The organism is Staphylococcus sp. HMSC065D05 (assembly GCF_001813195.1).
Lineage (GTDB): Bacteria > Bacillota > Bacilli > Staphylococcales > Staphylococcaceae > Staphylococcus > Staphylococcus epidermidis.
Map to the genome: position 1 here is coordinate 111,738 of NZ_KV811769.1, position 24,680 is coordinate 136,417.

General features: G+C 32.2%; 25 protein-coding genes. 5 read left to right on the plus strand and 20 right to left on the minus strand.

Going from position 1 to position 24,680, the window contains the following annotated elements; genetic code table 11:
* Positions 1-164: 164 nt before the first annotated feature.
* From HMPREF2897_RS10170 to pgsB, 5 genes are read right to left on the minus strand one after another with little or no spacing between them, the layout of a single operon-like run.
* Complete coding sequence (locus HMPREF2897_RS10170) at positions 165-1,769, minus strand: gamma-glutamyltransferase (protein WP_070593127.1); 1,605 nt, start codon at positions 1,767-1,769, stop codon at positions 165-167.
* Between the two features lie 2 nt (positions 1,770-1,771).
* The gene (locus HMPREF2897_RS10175) at positions 1,772-1,933 is read right to left on the minus strand and encodes a hypothetical protein (protein WP_001832373.1); all 162 of its coding nucleotides are present in this window, start codon (positions 1,931-1,933) and stop codon (positions 1,772-1,774) included.
* Positions 1,923-2,996 carry a CapA family protein gene (locus tag HMPREF2897_RS10180; protein WP_002490689.1) on the minus strand — a complete coding sequence of 358 codons (1,074 nt, stop codon included), beginning with the start codon at positions 2,994-2,996 and terminating at the stop codon, positions 1,923-1,925. The genes HMPREF2897_RS10175 and HMPREF2897_RS10180 overlap by 11 nt, the downstream gene beginning before the upstream one ends.
* A 23-nt stretch (positions 2,997-3,019) precedes the next feature.
* A complete protein-coding gene (pgsC, locus tag HMPREF2897_RS10185) occupies positions 3,020-3,472 on the minus strand; it encodes a poly-gamma-glutamate biosynthesis protein PgsC (RefSeq protein ID WP_070593130.1) in 453 nt (150 codons plus the stop codon).
* A 1-nt stretch (position 3,473) separates the two neighbouring features.
* The gene (pgsB, locus tag HMPREF2897_RS10190; protein ID WP_070593132.1) at positions 3,474-4,631 is read right to left on the minus strand and encodes a poly-gamma-glutamate synthase PgsB; all 1,158 of its coding nucleotides are present in this window, start codon (positions 4,629-4,631) and stop codon (positions 3,474-3,476) included.
* 448 nt (positions 4,632-5,079) lie between these two features.
* On the opposite strand from pgsB, the gene HMPREF2897_RS10195 reads away from it, so the two are divergent.
* Positions 5,080-5,397 carry a hypothetical protein gene (locus HMPREF2897_RS10195; RefSeq protein WP_070593134.1) on the plus strand — a complete coding sequence of 106 codons (318 nt, stop codon included), beginning with the start codon at positions 5,080-5,082 and terminating at the stop codon, positions 5,395-5,397.
* Positions 5,398-5,469: 72 nt separating this feature from the next.
* Here HMPREF2897_RS10195 and HMPREF2897_RS10200 read toward each other — a convergent pair whose 3' ends face one another.
* From HMPREF2897_RS10200 to HMPREF2897_RS10210, 3 genes are all read right to left on the minus strand, one after another.
* Positions 5,470-6,450 carry an alpha/beta hydrolase fold domain-containing protein gene (locus HMPREF2897_RS10200; RefSeq protein ID WP_070593137.1) on the minus strand — a complete coding sequence of 327 codons (981 nt, stop codon included), beginning with the start codon at positions 6,448-6,450 and terminating at the stop codon, positions 5,470-5,472.
* Between the two features lie 82 nt (positions 6,451-6,532).
* Positions 6,533-7,381 carry a YitT family protein gene (locus HMPREF2897_RS10205; RefSeq protein WP_002458221.1) on the minus strand — a complete coding sequence of 283 codons (849 nt, stop codon included), beginning with the start codon at positions 7,379-7,381 and terminating at the stop codon, positions 6,533-6,535.
* Between the two features lie 183 nt (positions 7,382-7,564).
* A complete protein-coding gene (locus HMPREF2897_RS10210; protein ID WP_002447094.1) occupies positions 7,565-7,891 on the minus strand; it encodes a thioredoxin family protein in 327 nt (108 codons plus the stop codon).
* Positions 7,892-8,116: 225 nt separating this feature from the next.
* Here HMPREF2897_RS10210 and HMPREF2897_RS10215 point away from each other — a divergent pair, with 225 nt between their 5' ends.
* Positions 8,117-9,169, plus strand: a complete 1,053-nt coding sequence (locus tag HMPREF2897_RS10215) for a zinc-dependent alcohol dehydrogenase family protein (protein WP_070593139.1) — start codon at positions 8,117-8,119, stop codon at positions 9,167-9,169.
* 64 nt (positions 9,170-9,233) lie between these two features.
* Here the strand turns inward: HMPREF2897_RS10215 and HMPREF2897_RS10220 are convergent, their stop codons facing one another.
* From HMPREF2897_RS10220 to HMPREF2897_RS10245, 6 genes are all read right to left on the minus strand, one after another.
* On the minus strand, positions 9,234-10,001 hold the full coding sequence (locus HMPREF2897_RS10220) for a CPBP family intramembrane glutamic endopeptidase (protein ID WP_080147489.1): 768 nt from the start codon (positions 9,999-10,001) through the stop codon (positions 9,234-9,236).
* A 289-nt stretch (positions 10,002-10,290) separates the two neighbouring features.
* Positions 10,291-12,318 (minus strand): glucose-specific PTS transporter subunit IIBC, encoded by a 2,028-nt coding sequence (gene ptsG, locus HMPREF2897_RS10225; RefSeq protein ID WP_070593141.1) that lies wholly within the window; start codon positions 12,316-12,318, stop codon positions 10,291-10,293.
* A gap of 242 nt (positions 12,319-12,560) precedes the next feature.
* On the minus strand, positions 12,561-14,300 hold the full coding sequence (locus HMPREF2897_RS10230; protein ID WP_002447089.1) for a pyruvate oxidase: 1,740 nt from the start codon (positions 14,298-14,300) through the stop codon (positions 12,561-12,563).
* A gap of 49 nt (positions 14,301-14,349) precedes the next feature.
* Positions 14,350-15,039, minus strand: a complete 690-nt coding sequence (locus tag HMPREF2897_RS10235) for an LrgB family protein (RefSeq protein WP_002447088.1) — start codon at positions 15,037-15,039, stop codon at positions 14,350-14,352.
* On the minus strand, positions 15,036-15,428 hold the full coding sequence (locus HMPREF2897_RS10240; protein ID WP_002447087.1) for a CidA/LrgA family protein: 393 nt from the start codon (positions 15,426-15,428) through the stop codon (positions 15,036-15,038). Before HMPREF2897_RS10240 ends, HMPREF2897_RS10235 begins: the two co-directional genes overlap by 4 nt.
* 313 nt (positions 15,429-15,741) lie before the next feature.
* Complete coding sequence (locus tag HMPREF2897_RS10245) at positions 15,742-16,626, minus strand: cidABC operon transcriptional activator CidR (RefSeq protein ID WP_002458227.1); 885 nt, start codon at positions 16,624-16,626, stop codon at positions 15,742-15,744.
* A 187-nt stretch (positions 16,627-16,813) separates the two neighbouring features.
* On the opposite strand from HMPREF2897_RS10245, the gene HMPREF2897_RS10250 reads away from it, so the two are divergent.
* On the plus strand, positions 16,814-17,029 hold the full coding sequence (locus HMPREF2897_RS10250; protein WP_002447085.1) for a sterile alpha motif-like domain-containing protein: 216 nt from the start codon (positions 16,814-16,816) through the stop codon (positions 17,027-17,029).
* 257 nt (positions 17,030-17,286) lie between these two features.
* On the plus strand, positions 17,287-17,721 hold the full coding sequence (locus tag HMPREF2897_RS10255) for a CHAP domain-containing protein (RefSeq protein WP_070593143.1): 435 nt from the start codon (positions 17,287-17,289) through the stop codon (positions 17,719-17,721).
* 76 nt (positions 17,722-17,797) lie between these two features.
* Here the strand turns inward: HMPREF2897_RS10255 and HMPREF2897_RS10260 are convergent, their stop codons facing one another.
* Positions 17,798-19,075, minus strand: coding sequence for a hydroxymethylglutaryl-CoA reductase, degradative (locus HMPREF2897_RS10260; protein ID WP_001832354.1), 1,278 nt, complete (start codon positions 19,073-19,075; stop codon positions 17,798-17,800).
* Positions 19,076-19,320: 245 nt separating this feature from the next.
* Between HMPREF2897_RS10260 and HMPREF2897_RS10265 the strand changes: the two genes are divergently transcribed.
* Entirely contained in the window at positions 19,321-20,487 is a 1,167-nt protein-coding gene (locus HMPREF2897_RS10265; protein ID WP_001832323.1) for a hydroxymethylglutaryl-CoA synthase, read from the plus strand.
* Positions 20,488-20,736: 249 nt separating this feature from the next.
* Here HMPREF2897_RS10265 and HMPREF2897_RS10270 read toward each other — a convergent pair whose 3' ends face one another.
* The 5 genes from HMPREF2897_RS10270 to HMPREF2897_RS10290 all read right to left on the minus strand — a co-directional run bounded on the left by HMPREF2897_RS10270 (position 20,737) and on the right by HMPREF2897_RS10290 (position 24,630).
* The gene (locus tag HMPREF2897_RS10270) at positions 20,737-21,255 is read right to left on the minus strand and encodes a methylated-DNA--[protein]-cysteine S-methyltransferase (protein WP_002475794.1); all 519 of its coding nucleotides are present in this window, start codon (positions 21,253-21,255) and stop codon (positions 20,737-20,739) included.
* A gap of 304 nt (positions 21,256-21,559) precedes the next feature.
* Positions 21,560-22,024 (minus strand): hypothetical protein, encoded by a 465-nt coding sequence (locus HMPREF2897_RS10275; protein WP_002475791.1) that lies wholly within the window; start codon positions 22,022-22,024, stop codon positions 21,560-21,562.
* Positions 22,025-22,205: 181 nt separating this feature from the next.
* On the minus strand, positions 22,206-22,388 hold the full coding sequence (locus tag HMPREF2897_RS10280; protein ID WP_070593145.1) for a FeoB-associated Cys-rich membrane protein: 183 nt from the start codon (positions 22,386-22,388) through the stop codon (positions 22,206-22,208).
* Between the two features lie 14 nt (positions 22,389-22,402).
* Positions 22,403-24,397, minus strand: a complete 1,995-nt coding sequence (gene feoB / locus HMPREF2897_RS10285; RefSeq protein ID WP_070593147.1) for a ferrous iron transport protein B — start codon at positions 24,395-24,397, stop codon at positions 22,403-22,405.
* Between the two features lie 5 nt (positions 24,398-24,402).
* Positions 24,403-24,630: a FeoA family protein gene (locus HMPREF2897_RS10290; protein ID WP_002447077.1), complete on the minus strand. Its 228-nt coding sequence runs from the start codon at positions 24,628-24,630 to the stop codon at positions 24,403-24,405.
* Positions 24,631-24,680: the final 50 nt, after the last annotated feature.

Here is a 24,680-nt window from a genome sequence, read left to right on the forward strand (position 1 = left end):
TCTTTGTCAAAAAATTGTCTTAAATTATATTCATATTTGAGTTATTTTTGTCGTTAAACTTGAAAGCAAATAAATATATATAGTTTGTAATTTAATACACACAAAAAAGCACCTTAAATGTTTTCGTTACTCATTTAAGGTGCTTTTTAAATTAAATATTTATTTTAACGGTTACCTACATCATGACCGACATCTACAGTATTTTTATCTTTATCATAAACAGCACCTTGGACACTGCCAAAGTTTGGATCATTATGCTTTTCTTCAACACCATAACCAAGACTTTTAAAGATATTTATATCTTCATCAGTCATAGCATTTTCGTAAAATATCGTGCCGCCGTCATTATAAAATCTTGGTTTATTAATAGATTCTTGTAATGAACCATCACTGTTTAAATAATCGACAATCACTTCATTAAGAATTGTTGGAATTTTGTTCCCACCTGGTGTACCAATGCCCATATAGAAATTAGGGCCAACAATTACTGACGGAGAAATAAATGATCTAGGCGCCTTGTGAGGTTCACCGTGGTTTGGGCTTAATTTATCCTTACTAAAGTCGCCTAAAGAGTTATTCATATAGAAGCCCTCTTTCATATAGTCTCCTGTCCCGAAGTAACTAGATAGTGTATTAGTCGTACTTGCTAATTTACCATTCTTATCAATAATTACAAAATGGGTTGTACTTGTATTATCCGTTCTAATTTGATTAAAATCACTGCCATTATCTGTGTTTTCACCAATATTAACTTTGTTAAGTTCACCAAGTAAATAATCATCAGTCAGATGTTGTTCATTACTAGGCTCATTGCCATTAACTATGTCCCTATTCTTATACATGACATCACGTGATTTAATCATTGCTGTGATAAAATTATTGCGATCCATATTGTCTACGTTTTCTTTTTCATCAATTTTCAATCCTTGAAGCATTAATGTGCCACCTAAAGGATTAGGCGCTGAATACACTTGATTATTCTTATAATCAGTACTTACCGCTTCTTTTTCTTCTGTTTTAAATTCTTTGAAATCTCTTTCAGTTAATTTATTATCTAATTGTTTTGAGACACTTTTACCAATATCTTCATAGAAGTAATCAGGACCTTTATCTTTGATTTTAGTTAATGTATTAGCGAGTTTATCTTGTTTTACAATATCTCCTTCGCGAACACTTTTATTTCCTTTATAGAATGGTGAGTTGTGATCAATATCACGACCATATAATTTTAAACTTCTTTCAAGTTCTGAATCTACCTCAAAACCATCTTTAGCGAGCGGAATGACGTAATCTAAAATCTTTTTCTCATCCATTTTACCTTCTTTCTCGTGCATATCATGTAATCCTCTTACTAAGCCAGGAACTCCAATTTTGTCGCCTTCTTTATATTCATATGAGGACATCGTTTTATATTCATAAGCTTTAGGTGTTTCATTCTCTTTACCATTATATGTAAGTGTCGCACCGCCACCTCCTAGTCCTGATGAATGAGGTTCTGTCACTGCAAGTGCATAAGAGACACCTATTGCCGCATCAACTGCATTTCCACCATCTTCAATAATCTTATTTCCGACTTTCGTAGCTATTTTATTATTAGATGCGACACCATAATTCTTAGGTTTACCTGCTTGTTTATGATTTGTAATTTTGTTTTCATACAATTTATCTTTGTCCACTTTTTTCTCTGTTGTATAAAAATAAAAGATGAACGAAATGATAATTGTTATAACTAAAATGACAGATAATGTCACTTTATTATATATATTCATAATTAGCTTGCCCCTTTTGAAAGATATTGCTGTTCACCATTATTTAATTCATGTTGCTCATAATTATCTAAACCTTCATTTGCTCTAGCGAAAGTAACTAATAAAAAGATAACAACGACAAGAATGACTACAACAATTGGTAACCAATGCTTTTTAATATTCAAAAGTATATCCTCCATTTTGATCAGACTTTAAATCAATTGATTTATCTTTAATGTTATTTTTGAATCGAATATGATCCATTTTGTTCATATTATCTTTAGAGATTTTTCCATCTTTTGATTGTATTGGTGTGATATGGAACTGATTATGCGAACCTTTCCAGTCTTGTTGTACAATCATTCCTTTCTGATTTTTTGATAAGAAGTTATCAGACGTTGTGTTACCTAAACTATAAAAAATAGGCGTTCGCTTATAATTTTCAACTTTTTGAATTACTGTATTATGACCAATAATGACATCTGCACCAGCATTCGCTAACGCATGCGCATATTCTTTTTGACGTGTAGTCACATTTCGTTCATTAGGTATCCCCCAATCTACATTGACTACGACGTAATCATTATTTTCCTTTAATTTTTTTATTAAAGGATAAAATATATCTGGATCTAAACTGATTGACGTTGTGTTTTTTAAAGAGTTAGTATAGTTAGATTCGATATCGGTAAATGAAACATTAGCTATTTTTTTACCTTTAATGTCTTGTTGTACAGTTTTACTATTAATTGGATTTGAACCATTACCTGTTAAAAAATTATAACCTGCTTGGGAATCTATTTTTCTCATCATTGCTGTCGCTTGAATATTATCCATAGATTCATTGATTAAGTTAACACTTTTTACATTATGCTTGCGTAGAAACATGATATTTTCAATATTTTTATTTATGTTATCTTTTTGCTTTTTTGAAAAATCATTTACTATTAATGAACCTGTTGAAAAATCACTATGATCTAGAGTATCTTGAATACCTTTAAAAACATCATTCAAGTTAGTTTGTCGAATATGTTTATTTAAAGTGACGTTACCTAAATATGTGAGACGAATGCTATCCTTGTCTCTAGCATCACTTTTTACAGGTTCTACTTTTATTGAATTAACAGCAAATATGAGTAGAACTAACGCTACTAAAAGTACAATTGCCGTGTAAAGTGTATTTTTCCTTTTATGTCTTTTAGATTGTTTAAGCAACCACTCACTAGGCGATAAACGTTTTTTCTTTGTCATTAATACGCGCTCCTTGTTCGTGATTAATTAATAAAACTATATAAAAATAAGATGATATATGTAATACATGTTAATAACATTGTTGTTGAAAGTGTAATGACTACACCTTGTTTTTGAATTGTATTCGCAATAATACCAGGAATGACAACGCCTATACCTGAAACTTCAACCATTTCAAATGGGGTCAATGGGTACAAGAGATCAAGTATAAATTTAATCACCATTCCTGTCAGTATCATGGCAGCGAATTTTCTTCTACCATATAAAATAACCCACTTACTAATACCGTTACTTACGATAAAATAAGTTAAGCAACTAATGATTAATACTGATAACAACATAATCGGTTGATCAAAAATCAAAGCTAAATAACCTGGAACGACTAACCCTGCTGGATTAATCCCAAATTTCTCAGCAAATATCAAACTGAGTACGACACCTACGAATAAGGAGAAATATAATTCTGAACCTATCATTTTATTCTATCCCTTCTATGAATTCCGCTATTCTACCACCCGGGCCGTGGATGTTTCCTACACAAAATACAAGTGCATTCTCAGCTTCATGTAGAATACCTTTTTCAATCTCTACAAAGTCTCGTCCTTCATAATTGATATATGTTTTTTCTGGCATTGTTTCCATGAACTGTGTCACCATTTGTGTACTTTTTCCTGTACAAATGAGAACATCGTAATCAACTTCACCTAAAAAGTTATCAACAAAGAGTTGTGTTCTATCAACCCTGTCTGAACGACAATTGAGAATGATTATTTTCTTATCGTATGGATAATTATATGATTCCACTTTATTCAAAATCGCTTTTGTAGACTGCGGTTCATTAGCAGCGAATGCATTAACAAATACATTTTTTGTGCGATTTGCATGGAAATATTTAATTCTAACAGCACCTGGATCGGCTGGTGCATTTAACATGCCTTGTAATGCAGTTTCTTCGTCTACACCAACTGCTTGCGCTATTCCTAACACAATAGCTACATTATCAGGAAATACTAAATAATCGAACTTCCGTAAATATGATTCTGGTATGACATCTTTATCTACAACAATGAGTTCTGAATTACGTTTTTTAGCTTCCTTTGCAAAGAAACTAGTATAGTCATCTTTCATTACAACTAATTTCCCGTTATATGGAATTGTTGCAGTAAATGCTTGCGCTACATCTTTAAGTGTCGGTCCTAAGACATCCATATGGTCTTCCATCACATTAACAATTACACCGATATTTGCTTTTACTAAATCATTTTGAAAGGTAATTTGATAATCTGGATTTACAGCCATACACTCATTAACTAGGGCATTTGCTTTTTGTTTAACCACCTTACGAATAATATCTCGTTGCTCTCCAATGTTGGCGCCTTGTGGTTTTCTGATTACTGGATATTCCTTTTCAGTAAACCAATAAAGCATTCGTGCATCTGTTCCTGTTGTCTTTCCAATCACTTTATAGTTGTCCTCACGTAGAACACTGTAGGCCATCCGAGTAATCGTAGATTTCCCACGAATTCCATTAATATTGATACGTAATGGAATTTTATTAAGTCGATTTGCATGACGCTTCTTCTCTTTAATTCCTAGCCAGAGAATAAGCGCAACACACGCTATAATGAGTAACAATCTGCTTTACCTCTCTTTTCTTATGTATGTAAATCATGATACCTATAAATCTTTTTAATATTAAATTGTAAATTTTAAAGATAGTTAAATAACCTTAAATCATCAAATATAAATAAACTAACCATTTGTTAATTTAATATTCTACATATTTAAGACTTATACTATAAGTGGCTTAATCTTTTGCTAGTAGTAGACTATCACTTCGATATTGATTCAGTTTTAAAAAGTTTAAATCAATGTTATGTTAACGTAAATTTATGTAAATTCATACCATAATAACAATTTGTTTGTGAATATAAATTAAATTTCAAAGAATTAAATTACGCTAATCACAATAATTATAGCTTATCATAGTTGGGTCATAATAAATTTACTTATAATTTACATTAGATTAAAACAACGATGTTACATTATATATGAAAGATATTACGACTTTAGGAGGAGAGGTATGGAGAAGTCAGTTAAACTTGCTGTTGGCATCTATCTAGCAATTATTTTAATTATTTGTAGTATTTACCTCGCATTTATACTTATTGGTAGCTTAAATGGTAAAGACATGAGTAATTCTGTTCTAGATACTGATCACTCTCGTATCAATAATACTTCAAGAAACAGTAGCGAAGATTTTACGTCATCAAATAATGAGTCAAACAATACAAAAGCACACTCATTTTCAAACTCTGAATATAAAGCTGTGAATATAAATGAAGCTCAAAAAAATAACAATCATATTAAAAAAGCGAATTCGAGTTATCAAGAATATTGATAACAAGAATTCGCTTTTATTTTTAAGAATACATAAATAAAATCTTTGATTAAGTATTCATTTATCAATGAATTATAATTCATTTGTAACAATAATTTTTTTAAGTTGTTCTAAAAAGCGTTGGCGTTCTGGGATAGGAAATAAGGGATAAATATGAAATAAATTGTAACCTGGGATAAACTGATGCTTTATTCCTTTATCATTTAACATGTGAGAGAACTTAACTGCATCAGGATATAATGTTTCTTTTGTTCCTACGGTAAGTGTAATATGTCCTAGACCTTCTAAATCACCATTCATTGGAGACATCTTATAGTCATCTAATGGTGTATCACCAGCCCATAACTCTACAAGATATTTACTACCGTCAATACCAAGCATTGGATCTTCTTTTTCATATTTTCTTGCTTCTGGATTCTTAAATGTCGCATCAAGCACCGGTGAAATAAGAACAATATGGCCAGGTTGACTGAGTTGCTCTTTTTTTAACATTTGTGCGAAAGCTAATGCAATTTGTCCCCCGGCTGAATCTCCAATAATGACTAAGTTTTCAGGTTTATCAATTTTAGTCAATAATCGCTTATATATTTTTGTTAATAATTCAAATGTCGTACGATAATCTCTGTGTGGTATTTTAGGATATACGGGCATAATTACCCTAGCATCGAGCGCATCAACGAGTAAGTCTAAATATTCAAAATGACTCTCCAAAGGATCTTGGAACCATGCGCCGCCATGTACATATAAGACCGTGCGTTGATCTGGAAGACCATGATCATTAACAACATAGACTAAAGAACCATAGTAATCTCTAATTTGAACTTTATGCTTAAATTCATATGTGGTTCCACTATATTTACCTGCAGTTTGATATTTCGTTTCATTCAATGCCTTTTTGGCATCATCTACACTTTCAAATGTCTTTTTCATTCCTGACATTCTAATCATTTTCTCTTGTAAAAAACTTTTATAACTACGCTTTTCTTTCACTTTTGCGAATAAAACTGTACCAAATAATGTCGAACCTATTATAGTAGCAATCTTTTTAAACATGAATGTGCTAACCTCCTCAATCTATAATCATTTTAAACCATCAGCGTCTAAACGTTGAGTAATTGGCTCGATTTATTAAATCTTATTTAATATTAATAAAACCATTACCTAAGACATCACGCACATCATGAATCACTAAAAAGGCATTTTCATCATTGGCATTAACAATCTTTTTTATTGCTCCAACTTGATTTTGGGATACCACGGCATAGAGAACCTCTGTATCACTTTTTTGGTAAGCACCTTTACCACTTAATAAGGTTGCCCCTCTTCCAGTCATTTCATATATATCAGCACTGATTTCTTTATTATATTTTGAAATAACTGTCACAGCTTTTTTAGGATTAAATCCTTCAACAACAAAAGACATAGACTTCTCAACAATAAATAGCATCACAATGGTATATAATACATTCGTTATAGGTAATACAACGATAAATGATAACACGATAATTGCATCTAAAATGAGTAACGCTTGTGACGTTTTTATCTCACTATACTTTGAAATAATACGTGCAATGACAGATGTCCCACCTAATGTACTATGAGCTGTGATGACTAAGCCAGAACCGATTCCCAACATTAAACCTGCAAAAATTGAGTTAATAAAATTATCATGAATACCTAATCCGAATGTGTGCGTTAAATCAAGAAAGATTGAACTTGCGGTGATTGTTATAGCAGTGTAAATCGCTGTCGTTCTACTAAGAAATTTCCAACCTACAATTATTAATATTGCGTTAATGATGAAGGAACTGAGTGCGGGTGAAATACCTAGAGTATAATTCAGAATTAATGAAAGGCCTATAGAACCACCCTCACCTAAATTGCCCGGTATAACAAAACTATTTACTGCGATTGCAATAAGTAATGTTCCTATAAGGCATAAAGATATATTAATCATATGGACTTTATTCTGTTGCTTCTTCATTTTGGCCTCCTTCATCTATTGACTGTTTAATTTAAAACATACGAGATTAATCATAACACGAATGAAGATACAGCCCAATGATTAAAAATACAAAAAAAGAAATGCCTGAAAATCAATAATTATTTTCCAAAGCATTTCTTTACAAATTCGTTATTTGATTTTGATTTATTTTACCCCGGTATCTTAATCAATGGCATTTTGCATCATATACAATTGTTTTTCAAACGATTGCATATCGATAAAACGTGCTTGTCTATGCATTTCTTTCCCATTAAAAAAAATTAAATCAACAGGTACTGTAAAAATAGAAAGTTCTCCGGCAATCTCTTCAACATTAGATTGATTAATCACACCTAATTGTGCTTTCGGATAGTCCTTTAGTAAATCTTGAATTTGGGGTAATACTGCATGACATACTGTACAATTATCTCTCATAATATGAACAACAGCTAAATCATGTACATTTATAAATCGATAAAAATCTTCAATATTTTGTAAATTCTCATACATGATATACACCTACTATCTTTCAAAGATTTAACTCAATCATAAATGATTTAAGTGTAAATGAACAATGTATCGCACTTCACTAATTTAAATACTCTATATTAATTTCAGAAAGAACTGAACACACTGATTAAAATGTATTTTTTCACGAAAGTTATATATATATCCATTCAAAAAACGTGGTATAATTATTGTGAAAAAAATCACATAGTAAATGGAGGTATTGATATGAAAGCTTATGAATACTTAAAACCTGGTCACGCACAACTTACGGATAAAGAGAAGCCAACAATTACGAGCAGTACTGACGCTATTATTCGCATAGTTAAGACGACAATTTGTGGTACAGATCTTCATATCATAAAAGGAGATACACCTGAAGTTCAATCACATACGACACTAGGTCACGAAGGTATTGGAATCATTGAAGAAATTGGTGACAACGTTAACAACTTCAAAGTTGGAGATAAAGTGATTATCTCTTGCATTTCATCATGTGGCAAATGCTACTATTGCAAAAAAGGTATCTATGCACATTGTGAAAACGGAGGAGGATGGATATTAGGACATTTAGTGAATGGTACTCAAGCAGAATATGTTAAAGTTCCTTTCGCAGATAATTCTTTATATCACGCCCCTTCAAATTTAAAAGACGACGCCCTTGTAATGTTATCAGATATACTTCCAACCGGTTATGAAATTGGTGTTTTAAAAGGTAAAGTTAAACCTGGCTGTACAGTAGCCATTGTAGGTGCTGGTCCTGTAGGTTTAGCAGCATTACTTACAGCACAATTCTATTCACCTTCAAAAATTATTATGATTGATTTAGATGATAATAGATTAGAAACCGCTAAAGAACTAGGTGCTACACATTTAATTAACTCTAAAGAAACTGAAACTGCAATAAAAAAGGTAAAATCGTTAAATCCACGTGGTGTTGATATTGCTATTGAAGCTGTCGGAATTCCACAAACCTTTGATCTATGTCAAAATTTAATTGGTGTTGATGGTACGATTGCTAATGTTGGTGTGCATGGGTTACCTGTACAACTTGATATAGATAAATTATGGATTAAAAATATTAACGTAACTACTGGATTAGTTTCTGGAAATACAACTGAAGAATTACTTGAAGCGTTAAAAAGCAAAATAATACAACCAGAACAACTCGTGACACATTATAGTAAACTGAGTGAAATCGAAAGTGCCTATGATTTATTTAGAAATGCAACAGATCACAAAGCTATTAAATTAATCATAGAAAATGATATCACAATTTAACATGTAAAATAGACCTGATCAAAAGATACATCTACTTTTAATCAGGTCTCTATTCTTATGTTTACTATCTAAAATATAGCCATAAATAACCAACAAATACCGGTAATGTTGAAACAGAATTATTCAGCATGTGAACCATCATACTATCTTTGATATTACGTCTTCTGTTATAGGCAAGGTATAATACACAACCCATTAGAAAATAAATTGCATATGAAAATATATTTGTTGATAAATGTTGGGAACTAAAAATAATAGAAGATATAATGAATGGTAGCCAAAATCGATATTTCATAAATAATGTTTCTTTAAAAATTCCTCGAAAGAGTAATTCCTCTAAATACGGACCTATAATACATATCATTAAAACAACAGTTGCAACAATTGAAATATGTGGTAAATGGTCTTTTTGTAAAAGTAGATCTAAACTTTCATTGATTTCTTTCTCATTAGCTGTAGTATCGTTACCAGTAAATATGACCATTAATAGACTACTTAGAATACTAAAAACCATTGCTAATATCAGAAAGCCAATATTAATAAAGATATCTTTTCCACTCATTGATTGATATTGTCTTTCATATGTATGACTCAAATAATAATTCCTAACTAACCATATGATTAATAGTGCTATACCAGTTATTAGCATACTTAATGCGATGGAAGTTAACTGACTGAATTTCACTGAAAATGGTAAAGCTATTAGTGACACGCCAATAGGTATTTGAATTAATAAAATCATTCCGATGAATATCAAAATATTAACTATTTTATTACCTTTAGGTTTTTCGTTAGCAGATTGATTTTGCTTCAAGTCATCCATGATTATCAACTTTCCTTTCACTTTAAAATGATATGTCCAATATCAACATTGCCTATAATTATCACGCTTGTCAACTTTGTAAAATTTCCCCTATTAAAACGAGCGCCAAATTAGGATAGAAATCATAGTCCCCTGTCTTCTACCCACCCCAACTTGCTTTGTCCGTGGAATTTCTTCGGAAATTCTCTCTGTTGGGCTCATCTCATAAGAATTTGTATATACATAAAGAAAGTCTGGGACATAAAATATCATTGTCCCAGACTTGTTTGTTTTAGCCATCAAGTTATTCTTATAGACTTTATTTAATTGTCATAATCGCTTTACCAGGATCGACTTGTTTTACATCTTCAATTGTTAATGTTTTGTCTTCTTGGTTTGTTATGATTACTGGTGTAATAATACTTGGAGCATGTTCTTTTAAGTATTCTAAATCAATCTTCATTAATGGTTGACCTTGTGTTACTGGTTCATCAGTATTTACTAAACTTTCAAAACCTTCACCATTTAATTTAACTGTATCGATACCAATGTGAATTAACACTTCAACGCCACTATCAGATTCCAATCCTATCGCATGTTTTGTAGGGAAAATTGTTTTAACCGTACCATCGAATGGTGCTACAATTTCTCCTGAATCTGGTACAAATCCGATACCATCACCCATCATCTTTTCAGAAAAAACTTTATCAGGTACTTCAGATAACGGAATTATCTCGCCATGTCCAGGTGCGTAAATTTCTGTTTCTACAATATCTTCCACATGTACAGGCTCATCTGACACTTCTTCATCAATTGTTGTTTCACTTGGTTTTGTAATTTCTCCACTTATTATCTTAGCCATATCATGTTTGATTTGGTCAGATTTAGGACCGAAAATGGCTTGCATATTGTTACCGACTTCAAGTACTCCTGAAGCGCCTAATGATTTAAGACCGGCAACATCAACTTTTGATTTTTCATTTACTTCTACTCTTAGTCGAGTAATACAAGCATCTAGATGTTTAATATTTTCTTTACCACCCATTGCTTTCAAAACATCGAATGGCAGTTGACTAGCTGGTGTCGTTGTTACTGTTGATTTTTTATCTTCACGACCTGGTGTTTTATAGTTAAATTTAACAATAAGGAATCTAAATACAAAGTAGTAAATCACTGCATAAGTAATACCTACTGGAATGACAAGCCACCATGCCGTTTTATTAGGTAGAATGCCTAATAAGACATAATCTATAAATCCTCCAGAGAAAGTATATCCCAAATGTACATTTAACAAGTACAGTGTCAAGAATGATAAACCATCTAATACAGCGTGAATTACGAATAAGAATGGTGCTACAAATAAGAATGAGAATTCTAATGGTTCAGTAATACCAGTTAAAAATGATGTTAATGCAGCAGAAATCATTAAACCTGCAACTACTTTCTTATTCTCAGGTTTTGCTGTTTGATAAATAGCCAATGCTGCAGCCGGTAATCCAAACATCATGACTGGGAATTCCCCTTGCATGAATTTACCAGAAGTTAAGTGAGCACCTTCACGGATTTGTTCAATAAAAATACGTTGGTCTCCTCTAATTATCTCGCCGGCAGCATTTTTCCAAGAACCAAATTCAAACCAGAATGGTGCATGGAAAATGTGATGTAAACCAAATGGTATTAATAGTCGCTTAATAAATCCAAATAAAAATACAGCTAAACCTGTATTAGAATCTAATAACCCCTCACTAAACGCATTTAAACCGTTTTGAATCGTTGGCCAAATAATTGCCATCGGAAAAGCTAAAATAAAAGATGTTGTTGCCATCATAATTGGTACAAAACGTTTACCTGCAAAGAATCCTAAATATGATGGTAAGGTAATATTATAGAATTTGTTATAACACCAGGCCGCTAGTGCACCTATAATAATACCTCCGAACACACCTGTTTGAAGTGTAGGAATCCCTAATACATTTGCGTATCCATTAGTTGGATCTGATAATTTATCTGGGGTTACATGCAAGAATGCACCCATTGTTTTATTTAAAATGATAAAACCAACAAATGCAGCAATAGCAGCTACACCATCTCCACCTGCAAGACCAATTGCTACACCTAAAGCAAAGATAATAGGTAGATTATCAAATATGATACCACCAGCACCTGTAAGCATATTAGCGATTTGTTGAACAATATCATTTTTTATAAATGGAAGATAATGTTGTAACGCTTCGCCTTGAAATGCAGTCCCAATTGCTAATAGCAACCCTGCAGCTGGTAAAATAGCAACTGGTAACATTAAAGCTTTACCGATACGTTGCATTTGACCAAATAGCTTTTTAAACATAATCAATTCATTCCTCTCTATCTTCTTATTCACGTGCCACAAAAAAAGCATGAACAAATAAGACTATCAATTTCATATCACGAAAGATAGACACTCTTATTTGCTCATGCCTGCATAACCAGTAACACGCAATGATTTTATTTACCTCTAGTATACACATTCAATAAAGCGTTTACAATATTTTTTGAAAATTTACATAAAAAAACTCGACTACTTAGAGTCGAGTTTCTACAAATTTATTATTATAAGAAACGTTTAGCTGCTACAGAGATTGGTGGGATTTGATCAAAGTCTAAGTTTTTATCTTCAGTAATTGATCTATAAGCCCATTTACTGTAACCAAATGCTTCTTCGTTTACAATTTTACCTGGTAATGGTGCAGCATTAGGATCAACATGAACGTCAACGATTGTTGGAACATCTTGAGCCATTGCCTCTTCAACGATGTCGTCAAGACGACTTACATCTCTCACAACATAGCCTTTACCACCAGCAGCTTCAGCAAATTTAGCATGATCCATATCAGAGAAATCAATGGCATACTCTAATTCACCAGCAGCTTGTTGTTCATATTTAATGAATGACAATTGTTTGTTATTTAATACAAAGATTGTCATTGGTAAGTTATATTGAACAGCTGTAGCAAAGTCTTGCATTACCATTTGGAACGCACCGTCGCCTGTGATAGCTACTGCTTGACGGTTTGGATAAGCAATTTTTGCTGCCATAGCACCTGGTAAACCACAGCCCATAGTACCTAACCAACTAGAAATAATGAATTTATTATTTACAGATAAGTTTAAGTAACGCGTAGACCATACTGTAGATGTACCAACATCTGCTGAGATAATTGCATCATCTTTTAAGTTAGCATTGATTGCTTTCATTAAACGTTCTGGACGTAATGGTGAATTGTCATTATTCAAATCTTGTTTCATCCATTTATCCCAAACTGCTTTACGTTCTAATGTCTTATCTAAGAATGGACGTTTTGCAACATGCTTAATGTTTTCAGTTAGTTGATGGAAAGCAACTTTACTATCGCCTAAAATACCTACATTAATTTTAAAGCGTGCACCAATATTTTCTTCGTTCGTATCGATTTGAATAGCTTTAATGTTTTTCTTAGGTAAATAGTTAACATACGGATAGTTTGTACCAGCCATAATTAGTAAGTCTGCATCTTGAATTGTTTGATAAGATGTTTTAGTACCAATTTTACCTAAGTTACCAATACTATAAGGATGATCATCAGGTAAAATTGTTTTTGCAGGTAATGTGTGAATAACTGGAATTTTTGCAGCTTCAATAAATTCACGTAATTCATCTTTAGCGTGTTGTGTACCTAAACCAATAAGCATTACTGGTTTTTTAGCTTTATCAATTAATTTAGCTGCTTTTTTAATACTTTTGAATTTTGGTGAAACTGGTTTTGGTTTAGTTGTATCAACTGCACGATTTGTAGTGTCTTTAATTTTTTGAGTTAATAAGTCATTCGGACAAATGATAACAGAGACACCTTTTTTCTCGTATGCCGTACGAATTGCTTCATTTGTAATTTCAAATACGTTATCACCTTTTTGAATTTGGTGGTGATATACAGCAACATCATCAACCATTTTAGAAATGTTTGTCTCTTGGAAGAATTTTGTACCTAATAATGTACTATTTGTTTGTCCAGCAATAATAAGTTGAGGTACATTATCCATTTTAGCATCGTACATACCATTTAATAAGTGTACAATACCAGGTCCCCCGATACTTAAAGCTACACCAATTTTACCTGTCATTTTTGTGTAACTTGCAGCAGCTAAACTCGCTACCTCTTCATGACGTACGTGATAGAATTTAAATTGATCTCTGACCGTACGTAAGCTATCAACAACAGCATCTACTGAGTCGCCAGGAATACCATATAAATGATCAATATTCCAAGTTTGTAATGCTTTAACTAATGCTTCATTTGCTTTAATTTGTGCCATTTTTACAAATAGCCTCCCTTTCTATTAATATGAGTAAATCTTTTTCCCTTTAGTAAAACAATAAAATCAGTACTGGTATAAGAACAGAACTAATGACTGCTGTTAAAATCATACCAATTGAACTGAACGCTCCTGATTCAATATCAAGCTCTAATGCTTTTGCGGTACCAAATGCGTGAGAAGCATTTCCATAAGTTAGTCCTCGCGCAATGGAAGATTTAAAACCTCCCATACGTAAAAGCATTGAACCTAAAATACTGCCGATTAAACCTGTAGTTATGATAAAGAGCACAGTAATTGTATCTGTTCCTCCCAACTCTTGAGAAACCTCTATACCTACTGCTGCTGTAATTGATCTAGGTAATAGGGTAACAATTGTGTCTTTAGAATAACCAAAGATTTTCAACGTTGTAAATACTAACACAAAATTGAGAACTACACCAGTCAACACGCTTGTGAAAATAATTGTTAAATATTTTTTTATTTTCTTTTTATTTTGATAAAGTGGGTATGCAAGACATACAACTGTAGCGTTTAAAACATGGTTAATCCAGGTACCACCTTTCATATACCCCTTATAACTTACTCCGCAAACCAATAAAACAATAATTATTGCAATTGATGCAATAAGAGCTGGATTTAATAGTGGATTTTTATATTTATCTTGAATCTTTTTGGAAATATAATATAAAACGATGGTTAATAAAATCATTAGAACTGCTTGTAAGTATTCATTCATGAGTGATCAGTTCCTTTACGTGTATTGTTTTTTTCTAGCATTTTTTCAGCGATATAACCTGATGAAAGTGCTACAAGGCATGTACCAATTATAATAACAATAAAGAATAATATATAATTCATCGTGATATTAGATGCAACATCCATAATTCCTACCACTGATGGGATAAAGAAGAAAACCATTGTTTTAAGTAAAAAGTCTGCTCCTACATTAATCCATGATTCAGGTATGATTTTAAATTGTAACAATAGGAAGAAAAGCATTAGCCCTACAATACTACCTGCTAGAGGTATATGAAGTAATTTTTGAACTTCAGTGCCTATAAAAGTAATAAGCATGATAAGGGCAAGTTGAAGTATTAACTTAATGACAAATTTTGCTTTTTCCATCAACAACACCCCTTTCTAAAAATGTGTCCAAATTGTTACTGTGTTTTTTAGTGACATTTTCCATTATAGTGTTTACTATTATATATTAAAAATATTTATTCATGATATTTTATATTCCTTAAATCTATGAAAACGCTAGCAAATTAATAGTGCTACAAACTTAATAATTGATAATAAAAAACGTAAGGCAGAATTAATCTATAATTCAAAACCCTACGTTTTCGTTGTAATATGACTTTGTGAAAATAAATCATTTCACATCTTTAACAACTTCGCTCTTTTATTAAATGCGTTGTTTATTATTATATTTATATTATTCTTCAGATAATCTTTCTTTCAAAAATTCTATCCATTTATTTGTCGCATGACTTAAACGTTTATCTTTTTTCCAAACGACACCAAGCTCCCAAGTTGTATGTGCATTTTCCAAACGTACAATTTTGACGTCATCATTAAGTAATTGTGCTATAGTGGCTGGCAATATGGAAATACCTAATTGATTAATGACAAGATTCTCAATCACATTCCATTGTGAGATTTGTGAGGCCATGTTCGGCACGAATCCTGCATTCTTCGCATTTTCAATAATTTTATCGTTGAGATAGAAATCTTCATTAAATAAAATGAAGTTCTCATCAGCTAATTCTTCCATTTTAATAGAAGATTTTTGTGCTAAAGGATGTTCTTTATTTAAAACTACAGTCAGTTCTTCTTTGTTTAAAGATATACATTCAAATTTGTGATGATCTACTGGCAATGTTGTCACACCAATATCCACTTCATCATTAAGTATAAGGTTTTCAGTCGTCTTACCACCACTTTCGATTAAGTTGTAGGTGATATTCGGATAAAGTTGATGAAAGTCTCCTAATACGCCAATAAATTTACGCATGCTCATCACTGCAGACATACTAATAGTGATGTGACCTGTTTCTAAACCATACAAACTATTAATTTCAGTGGGCAAATTATCATATAGTGCGATGATTTCTTGACATTTCTTGAAAAAAATTTTACCTGCATCAGTAAGTACTAAACTTCTTTTACTCCGGTCAAATAAAGGGACAGCCATCTCTGCTTCTATATCCTTAATTGCTTTACTGATAGTTGGTTGCGCAATATACAAAGATTTTGAAGCGTTTGTCATACCACCTTGTTTGACAACTTCAACAAAGTATTTCATGTGTTTTATATCCATGCATATCCCCCTAGTTTTTATATGATTCAATAGTAAGTTTAATTATACAATAAAATTGACCTTTCTTGCGATTAATAAATTTAAAAACTATAATTCAAAACATTTTATTTTGTTTTTCAAGTATTTTAAAAAACGAAAATATGTTACAATGAGAGTCGGCTCATATAATATATTATGAGGTGAGATATTGAGCTTTTACGAATTTATGCAAAATTTCCTTGGTGATGACACGCCATTAGGTGAATTGGTTGATTGGATTAATCAAGATATCAATTTCCCTAAAGACGTGAAGAGCCAAAACGAAATCTTGACATATTTTCGAAATCATCCATGTCCGGAAAACATACCAGTGGCGAGTATCAAACGGGCACTAGCTGTTTTCAACCAATTCACTAAAGTATAAATTGATGTTATGACATGACTTTAACATTAACGCATACTTATATACATGGAGTTAATCATCTCGTACCTGAGTGAGATTACATTTAATATAAATGTAGTCTCTCTCTTTTTTTACTCAAACCATTATTACGATAAAAATATGTATATTTCATTAATGTTACATTTACTTTGATAATTCGTTTCTTATATTGTATAGCGCATTTTTAAATATTATTATTATTACTGTCATTAAATAAAAACATTTTTTGGGAGAAAGAAATGAAATTTAAAAAATTATTATCACGTATTATTATCGCTACAATGATTACGTTTACTGGAACACTCTCATATCAAGCTATTGAACAAACGCATATTTCACATGCCGCTACACATAATTATTATGGTAAAAAACAATGCACTTGGTGGGCATTTAAACGTCGTGCTCAATTAGGCAAACCTGTATCAAATCGATGGGGTAATGCTAAGAATTGGTATAGCAATGCACGTCGATCTGGTTATGCAACTGGACATAAGCCTCGCAAATACGCTGTTATGCAATCAACAAGAGGCTATTATGGGCACGTAGCAGTAGTTGAAAAAGTATATAAGAACGGAAAAATCAAAATTTCTGAATATAATTATAATGTGCCATTAGGCTACGGCACACGCATTATTAGTAAATCGTCTGCACGAAACTATAATTATATTTATTAAACAAATCAAACAAACCGTCAAATAAGTATATCCTTAAAGCTATATATCAAGATATACCCGTTTGACGGCTTTTTAATTATGATTCTCTTATATTCATCAAGATTTCTTGAGCTTTAGCAGTATTAGCTTGTGATTCATATTTGAGCGCTTCAGCTACTTGCGCAATTTCTTCACCTTTTGCACCTACAACAATCGCTAATGATTTATATTGTAAACTCATATGTCCTTGTTGTATCCCCTCAGACACTAGCGCTCTACATGCGGAGAAATTTTGTGCTAATCCAACAGCAGCAACAACTTGCCCTAGTTCCTGTGCATTTTCAACATTGAGCAAATCTAAAGAGGCTTTAGCAATAGGTAAAACTTTCGTACCTCCACCTACTGTAGCTAAAGTCATAGGAACTTCAATAGTTCCAACCAATTTATTACGTGAGCGATCATATTCCCAAGTAGCTATCCCTCTATAATGACCATCTTTGCTTGCATATGCATGAGCACTTGCCTCAACGCCTCTTGTATCATTGCCTGTAGCCAATACTACAGCATGTATACCATTCATCACACCTTTGTTATGTGTTGCAGCACGATGTATATCTACTTGTGCAAGAACCGACGCTCGTTCCATACGTTGCGCTACCACTTCGCCACTTCTCTCTCCTCTATGTAAATCTTCAATATCTATTTCTCCTTGTACTTTTACTACTGATGCTGTCGCATGATTAGATAAAATGCTCATTAAAACATTTTGATTTGAAAATTTAACTTTAAGATGTGCAGTGATTGCTTCTAATATCGTATTTAACATATTGGCACCCATAGCATCTTTAGTATCAACAAAAACCTTTAAAGATAATAATTGTTGATCAGGAAATGTATCTATTTCAATACGTTGATATCCTCCACCTCTTGCTTTAATAGAAGGGTAAGCCTCATCAGCAATTTGATGAATTTGTGATTCAATTTGATATATTGAGTTAGCTAATGAGCCTGTGTCATCTACATCATCAAAGACAATTTGTCCAATCATTAGACGTTCACTTGAAATCGTCTTAAATCCTCCACTTTGATTAACGAGTTTTGCACCATAACTTGCTGCTGCTACGACTGACGGTTCCTCTACCATCATAGGTACTACATATTCTTTACCATCAACTATAATTTGAGGTAATAATCCTACTGGTAGTGCACCTTGACCAATGACATTTTCAATTAAACTGTTAGCGACTTCCTCATTAATTAACGGATAATTAAGTAATATTTCATAGTTTTCATCCTCTAGCCAACCGTATTCAACAAGTTCTTTTAATTTATCTTTTCGTGTTAAATGTCTAAATCCTTTATCTAAACTTTTCATTCATATACTCCTTTAAAATATCTTTATATTAATGTAGTGATGTAATCATTTATACTTCTCTTTAAATATCAACTGCCAACATTGTCTTGCACAAAAATAATTCTAAACTTTTTACAATTGTTGTAAAGCGCTTACAAATTTATTATATATTCCTGGTCATGTCTGTTATATTTCATTGTATAAAAAGAATTTTCTTTGGTATGATACTAGTGCTACTTCTAAAAAAAGAAAGGATGTCACACCTTATGAATATAGGTATAGATAAAATAAGTTTTTATGTACCCAAATATTATGTAGACATGGCTAAACTTGCAGAAGCGCGCCAAGTCGATCCTAATAAATTTTTAATTGGAATCGGTCAAACTGAAATGGCTGTGAGCCCAGTGAACCAAGATATCGTATCTATGGGAGCCAATGCTGCTAAAGATATTATAACAGAAGAAGATAGAAAGAATATTGGTATGGTTATAGTAGCAACTGAGTCTGCGATTGATAACGCTAAAGCAGCAGCCGTTCAAATTCACCATCTTTTAGGTATTCAACCCTTTGCAAGATGCTTTGAAATGAAAGAGGCTTGTTATGCAGCAACACCTGCAATCCAACTTGCCAAAGATTATCTAGCTCAACGCCCTAACGAAAAGGTTCTTGTCATTGCCAGTGATACAGCTCGTTATGGTATTCGTTCTGGTGGTGAGCCTACTCAAGGTGCCGGTGCAGTTGCAATGATGATTTCACATAACCCAAGTATTTTAAAACTTAATGATGATGCCGTAGCATATACTGAAGACGTTTATGATTTCTGGCGTCCAACGGGTCATCAATATCCCTTAGTTGCTGGTGCATTGTCGAAAGATGCCTATATCAAGTCATTCCAAGAAAGTTGGAATGAATATGCACGCCGCCATAATAAAACACTCGCTGATTTCGCTTCACTATGTTTCCATGTACCATTCACCAAAATGGGACAAAAAGCTTTAGATTCTATTATTAATCATGCCGATGAAACTACACAAGAACGTCTTAACTCTAGTTACCAAAATGCAGTTGATTATAATCGTTATGTCGGTAATATTTACACAGGGTCCTTATATTTAAGTCTCATCTCTTTATTAGAAACACGTGATTTAAAAGGCGGACAAACGATTGGTCTCTTTAGTTATGGTTCTGGTTCTGTAGGCGAGTTCTTTAGTGGAACATTAGTAGATGGGTTCAAGGAACAATTAGATGTTGAGCGCCACAAATCTTTATTAAATAATAGAATAGAGGTTTCTGTTGATGAATATGAACATTTCTTTGAGCGCTTCGATCACTTAGAATTGAATCATGAACTTGAAAAATCAAATGAAGATCGTGACATTTTCTATTTAAAATCTATTGATAACAATATTCGCGAATACCATATAGCAGAATAATCTAAACTCAATTCTTTTGCTCTTTTAATTTTTTAATATGAAATAATCAAACTTGCTGTTCATATTTCCCCCTAAAAACAACGTCATATAGCTGTTTTTAGGGGCTTTTTTAATCCCACGATAATACAATTTCATCTATTATAGACCTCTACTATTTATATACTCTTTATCTACTATTCATAGATAAAAAACGAACCCTATCCATAGATCAACATTAACAAATAACTAAAGCAATTCTATATAGGTATCTCAAGGTTTCGTTGTTTTTTTAGGTCTATATAAATGTGTCATATCTATTTCTTCCAATTTTAATAATTTTATTTTGTTATCTAAAGTACCTCCATATCCTGTTAAATTTCCATCCTTACCAACCACTCGATGACATGGTATAAGTATAGAAATAGGATTACTCCCAACAGCACCTCCTACAGCCTGAGCAGACATTGCTGGTTTATTCATTGCTCGACCTATTGTTTTAGCAATCTCTCCATATGTTTTAAGTTCTCTATAACGAATTGTCTGAAGTTCATTCCATACCTTCTGTTGAAAATCAGTGCCTTTTGGTGCTAACGGTACTTTTATCTCAGGATAATTCCCTTTAAAATACTCTCTTAACCATGCTTTAGTATCTTTAAAAATATCTAAAGTATCCTTTGTTTTAATTCCTTTCAAATGTTGATTGGGATATAAGACATGTGACAACGAGATGCCATCGTTTGTAATTAATTGCAATAAGCCGACGGGCGAGTCATACATTGACTGATACATATTTCACCAACTCCTTAAGTGTGTATATCATTCTAGTCATATCCTTATAAACTAACGCATTCTATCCTGAACATCATTTTATAATATAGATCATTGCTATATTTATGAAATTGGATAAACACTTGAATAAAATATGATACACCAACAACGATAACTAAAATTGAAAAATGTCATTATCTTTATATTAAGTCAATTATTGACAGTCCATACTTTAAGAAAGTCTGGAACTTTGTTTTACGTTCCAGACTCGTCAAGATTTAGAATTTAAAGTCCAAATCAACCTTTTGATTAGATGTCATTGTATTTATTGAAAATTATAAAGTTCATACCCCTTATTTTTTGCATATTCTAATGCTAGAATTTCTAAAACATTAATGAACGCAGGTTCGTCTTTTACTTTTATATATTGGAAAGTGAAGCCGTAATTATCTGCAGTAATGTCTTTTAAATGGTTTTGATTTAAGTCTTTATTTTGAGCAAAAGCTTTTCTAAATTTAGTCGTACCTGTTTCTGAATGTGAATTGTATTGTCCTAATTTTGTATACAAATCACTATTAATAGGTTGATGAGTGGATGAATATCCTCCAGTTTGACCTACAAACACTGGTTTTTCCTCATCGAAAATCACATAGACACCAAACTTGTCCTTAACTTTTTCTCTATCCTCTGGTGTAAACGCCAATGCCTTTTTATGATCGTACTTAAATAATTTTTTTAGTTTCTTATGATTATCTTCTAGTAATTCATTTAATTTTTTGCTACCCTTCATACATTTATTCCTCCCAATTAGTAATTGACTTATATACATACATTTTACATGTAGTATATCACTTTTTAAAACTTTTAATCATTATTGTACGGAGGTAACATGTCAAAATTTTATCAATACAAATAACCTCTTTCATTCGTAAATACATTTCCGAATGAAAGAGGTTTGTTATTGTAATTATCTATGACTTAATATGTGGAATATTTAATTTATTTTTATGAGGTGAAGGTTTCGTATCGCATTTGCAATTAGATTTACACCCACCACAATCACCTTCTTTTGAACGTTTAAAGAATTTTACTAATGTCATTGCTGTATAACCAAAAATCGCTATGAACAATATTGTATTGACTAAAATAAACATGACGAATTCATCCTTTATGTAAATAATTGACTAACTTGATAGAATATAAACGTTAATATATATGCTGTTACTATTGGATAAACAACCGCTAATAATGTCCATTTCCAAGAACTTGTCTCTTTACGAATCGTTGCGACTGTTGAGATACAAGGAACGTAAAGTAAAATAAAAATCATGAATGCATAAGCTGAGAGTGGGGTGAATTGCTGTTGAATGACTTGTGTTAAACCACTTTCGCTAGAAGAGTATAAAATAGCCATAGAACTGATAATCACTTCTTTAGCAAGAAAGCCAGGTATTAAAGTCGCTCCTGCCTGCCAAGAGCCAAATCCTAAAGGTGCAATTAAATTCGCAAACCCTTGACCAATCATGTGCATAAAACTTTGATTAATTGGCACATTAACACCGTGCGGACCGATGTATGTAAGTGTCCAAATAACGACTGAACCACCAAAAATAAAGGTACCTGCTTTTTTGACAAAACCTTTTGCTTTTTCCCAAGTACTGCGCCAAAGTGTTTTAAATGATGGAAAACGGTATGTCGGTAACTCCACAATAAAAACAGACTGATTATCTTTTAATATCAATTTATTCAATAACGTACTTACTAGTAAAGCGACAACTATACCTAAAATATATAAGCTTAATACAACTAGTGATTGATGTGCTGAAAAAAATGCTCCTACAAAAAGTGCATAAACCGGTAAACGTGCTGAACATGACATGAAGGGTGCAACCAATATTGTAATCAAACGTTCTTTCTCATTCTCTATACTTCTTGCTGCCATAATACTTGGTACATTGCATCCAAATCCAATAATCATAGGAATAAATGATTTTCCACTTAAACCTATAGATTCCATTGTTTTATCCATTAATACAGCTATTCTTGCCATATAACCTGAATCTTCTAATAGAGAAATAAAAAAGAATAACACAACAATTTGTGGTACAAATACCAATACAGAACCCACACCAGCGATAATTCCATCTGTAATAAGATCTTGAAGAAACGACGTAATATGTAATGTATTCATAACAGATTTAATCCATTCTGATAAAGGACCACTTATAAAAGCGTCTAATTGATCAGATAATGGTGTTCCTATCCATGTAAAGGTTGTTTGAAAAATAAGCCACATAATGCCTAAAAATATAGGTATACCTAGATATCTATTTAATAATAATCGATCCACTTTTGAAGTAAAGAATTGTTTATCCTCTTCGGGATATTCTACGATATCTTCCAATAGCTGATTAATGTAATCATTTCGCACAGCTTCAATTCTTTGTCGTGTTGATTGTTCTGTCGCGTTACTCAACCCTCGCTTAATGGGCTCTAACTGTTCTAAAGTCATGGTGTCGAGTTCTTGATAAATTTGAACATTGTCTATTAAATACTGTATGGCTATAAAACGTAAACGTTCAGTTGGATACATATTATCTTGTTTGATAATTGAACAAATTTGTTGAATTGCAGTTTCAATTTCAGTTCCATAATTAATCTTAAATGCACGACGTTGATGTGGTTCTAAATAATTAAGCTCTCCTAAAAGATTATGTGTCCCCTTTGCCTTTCTTGCAACAATTGGAAATACCGGTATTTTTAATTTTCTCATCAATGCCTGATAGTTAATTTTAATACCTCTTTGTGTTGCAACATCTATCATATTTAAACCAATAATCATAGGTTTGTTGAGTTCCATCAACTGTATAGTAAGATTAAGATTTCTTTTAAGCTGACATGCGTCAATAATGTTAATCATTCCTGTGAACGATGTTGACATTAAATAATCTGTGACAACCGTCTCATCTTTAGAAATAGGTGATAAATCATAAATGCCTGGTAAATCAACTAAATCACCTACATTATCTTTCAATTTTCCTACTTTCTTTTCAACGGTTACGCCACTCCAGTTACCTATATATTCATAAGAACCGGTTAACGCATTAAATAATGATGTTTTGCCTACATTAGGGTTTCCAAGAATACAGTAGCTTTGAGTCATTATAACTACTCCTCTAATGTTATGAGTCGCGCATCACGTTGTCGTAAACTTAAATATTGACCATTTACTTCAACAACGCTAGGACCGTTGAGTAAACATTTCTGTTTGATGCTAATTTCACTTCCAATATTTAAGCCTAATGCTCCTAAGCGATACAACATATTTTTATTTGAAATCCCTATATGTTTCACTCTATATTTTTTATTTTTTACCCCATTGTTTACACTAATCATATTGTTCACACTTTCTAATTAATAATCATTATCATTATCATTTAACAACA

Excerpts from the sequence above, each read along its gene's own strand:
- HMPREF2897_RS10230 (WP_002447089.1), bottom strand. The coding sequence starts at position 14,300 with ATGGCACAAATTAAAGCAAATGAAGCATTAGTTAAAGCATTACAAACT.
- feoB (WP_070593147.1), bottom strand. The coding sequence starts at position 24,397 with ATGACTCAAAGCTACTGTATTCTTGGAAACCCTAATGTAGGCAAAACA.
- HMPREF2897_RS10270 (WP_002475794.1), bottom strand. The coding sequence starts at position 21,255 with ATGTATCAGTCAATGTATGACTCGCCCGTCGGCTTATTGCAATTAATT.
- pgsC (WP_070593130.1), bottom strand. The coding sequence starts at position 3,472 with ATGATAGGTTCAGAATTATATTTCTCCTTATTCGTAGGTGTCGTACTC.
- HMPREF2897_RS10235 (WP_002447088.1), bottom strand. The coding sequence starts at position 15,039 with ATGAATGAATACTTACAAGCAGTTCTAATGATTTTATTAACCATCGTT.
- HMPREF2897_RS10280 (WP_070593145.1), bottom strand. The coding sequence starts at position 22,388 with ATGTTTATTTTAGTCAATACAATATTGTTCATAGCGATTTTTGGTTAT.
- HMPREF2897_RS10200 (WP_070593137.1), bottom strand. The coding sequence starts at position 6,450 with ATGTTTAAAAAGATTGCTACTATAATAGGTTCGACATTATTTGGTACA.
- HMPREF2897_RS10260 (WP_001832354.1), bottom strand. The coding sequence starts at position 19,075 with ATGAAAAGTTTAGATAAAGGATTTAGACATTTAACACGAAAAGATAAA.
- HMPREF2897_RS10275 (WP_002475791.1), bottom strand. The coding sequence starts at position 22,024 with ATGAAGGGTAGCAAAAAATTAAATGAATTACTAGAAGATAATCATAAG.
- ptsG (WP_070593141.1), bottom strand. The coding sequence starts at position 12,318 with ATGTTTAAAAAGCTATTTGGTCAAATGCAACGTATCGGTAAAGCTTTA.
- HMPREF2897_RS10245 (WP_002458227.1), bottom strand. The coding sequence starts at position 16,626 with ATGGATATAAAACACATGAAATACTTTGTTGAAGTTGTCAAACAAGGT.
- HMPREF2897_RS10210 (WP_002447094.1), bottom strand. The coding sequence starts at position 7,891 with ATGTATGAGAATTTACAAAATATTGAAGATTTTTATCGATTTATAAAT.
- HMPREF2897_RS10170 (WP_070593127.1), bottom strand. The coding sequence starts at position 1,769 with ATGAATATATATAATAAAGTGACATTATCTGTCATTTTAGTTATAACA.
- HMPREF2897_RS10265 (WP_001832323.1), top strand. The coding sequence starts at position 19,321 with ATGAATATAGGTATAGATAAAATAAGTTTTTATGTACCCAAATATTAT.
- HMPREF2897_RS10180 (WP_002490689.1), bottom strand. The coding sequence starts at position 2,996 with ATGACAAAGAAAAAACGTTTATCGCCTAGTGAGTGGTTGCTTAAACAA.
- HMPREF2897_RS10205 (WP_002458221.1), bottom strand. The coding sequence starts at position 7,381 with ATGAAGAAGCAACAGAATAAAGTCCATATGATTAATATATCTTTATGC.
- HMPREF2897_RS10215 (WP_070593139.1), top strand. The coding sequence starts at position 8,117 with ATGAAAGCTTATGAATACTTAAAACCTGGTCACGCACAACTTACGGAT.
- HMPREF2897_RS10290 (WP_002447077.1), bottom strand. The coding sequence starts at position 24,630 with ATGATTAGTGTAAACAATGGGGTAAAAAATAAAAAATATAGAGTGAAA.
- HMPREF2897_RS10255 (WP_070593143.1), top strand. The coding sequence starts at position 17,287 with ATGAAATTTAAAAAATTATTATCACGTATTATTATCGCTACAATGATT.
- HMPREF2897_RS10195 (WP_070593134.1), top strand. The coding sequence starts at position 5,080 with ATGGAGAAGTCAGTTAAACTTGCTGTTGGCATCTATCTAGCAATTATT.
- HMPREF2897_RS10240 (WP_002447087.1), bottom strand. The coding sequence starts at position 15,428 with ATGGAAAAAGCAAAATTTGTCATTAAGTTAATACTTCAACTTGCCCTT.